This window comes from Desulfurococcus sp., from assembly GCF_049970475.1.
In the GTDB taxonomy this organism is placed as follows: Archaea; Thermoproteota; Thermoprotei_A; order Sulfolobales; family Desulfurococcaceae; genus Desulfurococcus; species Desulfurococcus amylolyticus.
In genome coordinates this window covers 1-3325 of the sequence record NZ_JBMFMW010000118.1, presented here as the reverse complement: position 1 = coordinate 3325, position 3325 = coordinate 1, and the positions used below count along the sequence as shown (strand labels likewise).

5 protein-coding genes and 1 pseudogene are annotated in these 3325 nt (G+C 47.6%); all 6 read left to right on the top strand.

The features are described from left to right. Positions 1 to 360: 360 nt before the first annotated feature. On the top strand, positions 361 to 708 hold the full coding sequence (locus tag ACP5N5_RS06385) for a hypothetical protein (RefSeq protein ID WP_428134159.1): 348 nt from the start codon (positions 361 to 363) through the stop codon (positions 706 to 708). Positions 709 to 720: 12 nt separating this feature from the next. Beyond that, positions 721 to 1017 (top strand): SLC13 family permease, encoded by a 297-nt coding sequence (locus tag ACP5N5_RS06380; protein WP_428134152.1) that lies wholly within the window; start codon positions 721 to 723, stop codon positions 1015 to 1017. Further along, entirely contained in the window at positions 1002 to 1784 is a 783-nt protein-coding gene (locus ACP5N5_RS06375) for an SLC13 family permease (protein ID WP_428134149.1), read from the top strand. The genes ACP5N5_RS06380 and ACP5N5_RS06375 overlap by 16 nt, the downstream gene beginning before the upstream one ends. A gap of 59 nt (positions 1785 to 1843) precedes the next feature. Then, positions 1844 to 2392, top strand: a complete 549-nt coding sequence (locus ACP5N5_RS06370; RefSeq protein ID WP_012608426.1) for a nicotinamide-nucleotide adenylyltransferase — start codon at positions 1844 to 1846, stop codon at positions 2390 to 2392. Between the two features lie 17 nt (positions 2393 to 2409). Continuing rightward, positions 2410 to 3084 (top strand): YkgJ family cysteine cluster protein, encoded by a 675-nt coding sequence (locus tag ACP5N5_RS06365; protein WP_042667559.1) that lies wholly within the window; start codon positions 2410 to 2412, stop codon positions 3082 to 3084. Beyond that, positions 3085 to 3325 (top strand): annotated as a pseudogene (locus ACP5N5_RS06360) (biotin--[acetyl-CoA-carboxylase] ligase); the annotation flags it as partial.

Sequence of the window (3325 nt, the reverse complement as noted above, 5' to 3'; positions counted from 1 at the left end):
GGGGGTCACTGTATACTACTGGCACTTCTCTTATTGGCTCGTGCAGCTACTTAATGGCCTTGTAGGGGTCCTCCACCATTAGAAGCACCGCTAATGGGTCGTTGTCAATGACTACGAAGTCCAACCCGATTCTGCTAAGCCTGATTACGGCAAACCTGTAGTTATCCGTACCTGTTCATGCATCACAATCATGTTGAAGCTCAACTTCAGCGCCTCACTAAGCTCCATACTCTCCTAATCGAGGAGATGGCTATTGAGCTGAAGCCGGGGTGGCCTACAGGGGACCACGATCTTTTCATACTCCTGCTTCCAATTCATTTGTACTAGCCTACATGAAGGAGTAATGTGGGGTTTAGTGTCATGAATACCAGATTAAAGCTCCTTATAGCTGTGTTAACGCTCATGACAGCTCATTTAGTGGCGTCGACATTGTCCATAGGTGGGCTGGATCAGAGAGGTATGGCGATGCTGGGGATAGCCCTACTGGCACTCGTGTACTGGTCTACGGAGTGCGTTCCAATACCAGTAACAGGCCTCATAGTAATGTTGTTGCTCACGCTATACGGCATCTTTTCCTTCTCCAAGTCCGTGTCCTTCATAGCAAGTAAGGTGAACATACTCATCATAGCCGGCCTCGTGATATCTGCCGCGCTCTCCACACATAAGCTCGACAAGCTCCTGGGACTCAAAGTGCTCTCCCTAGTTTGAGTCAGGGTGCATATGGTAGTGCTTGGAATGATGCTTGCAACAGCCCTTATATCGACGTTGATGTCAAACACAGCTGCAGCGGCCCTCGTGGCCCCCGTCGCAGTAAGCATTCTCAGCATGGTGGGTGCTAAGTCAGGGGAGAGCAACCTTGGTAAGGCCTTAATGATAGGCATCGCATATGCAGCAACAATAGGTGGTATAGGAACGCCTGTGGGCACGCCGCCCGTGCCAATAACGATTGGAAACATTGAGAGCTCCTTGGGAATCAGGATAAGCTTTGTAAAGTGGATGATATGGGGGTTCCAATAGTGCTTGCACTGACTCTAACTGCCTGGAGAGTTCTCCTATTGCTCTACCCGCCTGAGCGGGAGGCCAAGACAGTGAACAGGGAGGCAATTGAAAGAGAGCTCAGGAGCATGAGGCCCCTTACGCTGGTGCAAAAGAGGACCATAGCGTTGATGGCGCTTGCAGTCATACTCTGGCTCATTGAGCCGCTCGCAGTTTTGCTGTTAAGCGGACAGCAGTGGGTACTTGACTGGACCTACGTGGTCTCGCTGCTGGTAATAATGCTATTCTTCATGCCTGGCATTGGCGTCCTAGAGGCTAAGCAGATAAGTGAACTGGACTGGGGAGTAGTGTTCCTCGTAGCGGGCGGACTCGCTCTCGGCGAGGGACTCAGGGAGACGGGTATTCTCAAGTTAATCGCCGACTCTCTGAAGAGCCCGCTTCAGGCCTATCCACCGAGCCTCGTCTCAGTAATAATTGCAGCTATATCGGTTCTGAGCATTACTGTAATATGTAGCATAACAGCAACTAGTGCAACAATGGTTCCACTTGCCATTAGCGTGGCAAAGACGCTGGGTATGGACCCCAGGACAAGCGCGGTGGTTGCAGTAGCAGCTGGGCTTGCCTCGTGCTACGCCTTCCTGCTCCCAGCAAATACACCCCCAAACGCTATAACATACTCCTACGGCTACTTCAAGAGCTATGAAATGGCTAAGGCAGGCGTTATCGTCATACTTGCAGGCATAGCACTAATAATCGTTATAATGCCTCTGGTATCCCTATTGATTTAGGAGGGTTTTTAAATTAAGATACCTGGTAGGGGTTAATTGATCGTGAAAAGGTGTCTTCGATGGATGCTGGGAGATGCCTTATAATAGCGAGGTTTCAGCCATTCCATTATGGCCACTTAAACGCTGTAGAGTACTGTTATAGAAACTATGATGAAACCATAATAGTGGTTGGGATGGCTAGTCAAAGCCATACACCTGAGAACCCGTTTACAGCTGGTGAGAGAATACTTATGATTAGGGAATCACTTAAATGGGCTGGACATGATTTATCAAGGTATATAACGGTTACTCTTCCCACACTCGAGGTGAATAGGGCAGCCATACACTTTGTTAGACAATACAGTCCTCCATTTAAATCCGTGATCACATTAAACCCGATAATACAGAGGCTCTTCATGGAGGAGGGGTATGTGGTGATTACCCCGCCCCTCAAGGAGAGGGATACATATAGTGGTTCAACCATTAGACGACTAATACTAAATAATGACCCCCTGTGGAAACAATTAGTTCCGCCACCAGTCGTGGAGATAATTGAAAGTATAGGAGGAGTGGAGAGAATAAAGATGCTTTACAGTGAGAGGCTACCAGGGTATTATGCCACTGCCTAGCCGGGATGAGATGTATTATGGAGGAGGAAATACCTGTATTCAAGTGCCCGGCTTGCGGACTGTGCTGCACATTTTCACCCGTCTCCATACTGCCCCATGAAGACGTGGTGCTTGAAATCATAGCTGGGGTACTCGATCTACCTTATAAGAGTCAGCCAGGATACACGGTTTACGATGAGATCTCGGGTTTGAATATAGCTTTCAGCTATATAATGGAGCTCAACAACGGTAGATGCGTTTTCTTAAGCGGGGTTAGGTGCCTGATACACGATGTATACAAGCCGCTGATATGTAGGAGCTATCCCTATGTACCCCGTCACGTTAAATACAATATAGATGAGAGGGGTAGGTATATACTGGCAACAGCTGACTACGGGATAAGCTTAGCCTGCCCAATAGTTAGGAAGGATCGGGGTGTATTAGAGAAGTATTCTGAGAACCCTGGTCTAGTAATCAGGTATATGAAGAGGGAATATGAGGCGGCCGTTGAAATGGAGAATGCTCGGAACCTATTGTTAGGACTCCTCTCAAAACTATGGAGGGAGGGGTTAGTAGAGTTATCGACAGGTAAGAGAAACGCGCCTGTGGTAAACCTCTATGAATTTTTGAGGAAATACTACCCGGATCTCCCTAACATGCTTAACATTGATAAAGTCGTTGAGAAGATTAAACTATTAGAGGAGGAGAAGTAAATGAGTAGCGAGCTCGCATTAAAGCTTGAACTGGTGAGAATTCTCTCCGAGCACGACGAGATACCTATCTCCGAAGTGGTGAGAGAGATAGGTGTACAACAGGATGAATTAATCAGCATGATTAACGAGTTATCCAGGTATTACTTAATGGAGACCGCGAGATCCAGGGTTTCATGGAGCCCGGGTGATAATCCACGTAGATTAAAACCATGGGGTTGGAACTACCTATATAGAATTATAA

Excerpts from the sequence above, each read along its gene's own strand:
- ACP5N5_RS06385 (WP_428134159.1), top strand. The coding sequence starts at position 361 with ATGAATACCAGATTAAAGCTCCTTATAGCTGTGTTAACGCTCATGACA.
- ACP5N5_RS06380 (WP_428134152.1), top strand. The coding sequence starts at position 721 with ATGGTAGTGCTTGGAATGATGCTTGCAACAGCCCTTATATCGACGTTG.
- ACP5N5_RS06375 (WP_428134149.1), top strand. The coding sequence starts at position 1,002 with ATGGGGGTTCCAATAGTGCTTGCACTGACTCTAACTGCCTGGAGAGTT.
- ACP5N5_RS06370 (WP_012608426.1), top strand. The coding sequence starts at position 1,844 with ATGGATGCTGGGAGATGCCTTATAATAGCGAGGTTTCAGCCATTCCAT.
- ACP5N5_RS06365 (WP_042667559.1), top strand. The coding sequence starts at position 2,410 with ATGGAGGAGGAAATACCTGTATTCAAGTGCCCGGCTTGCGGACTGTGC.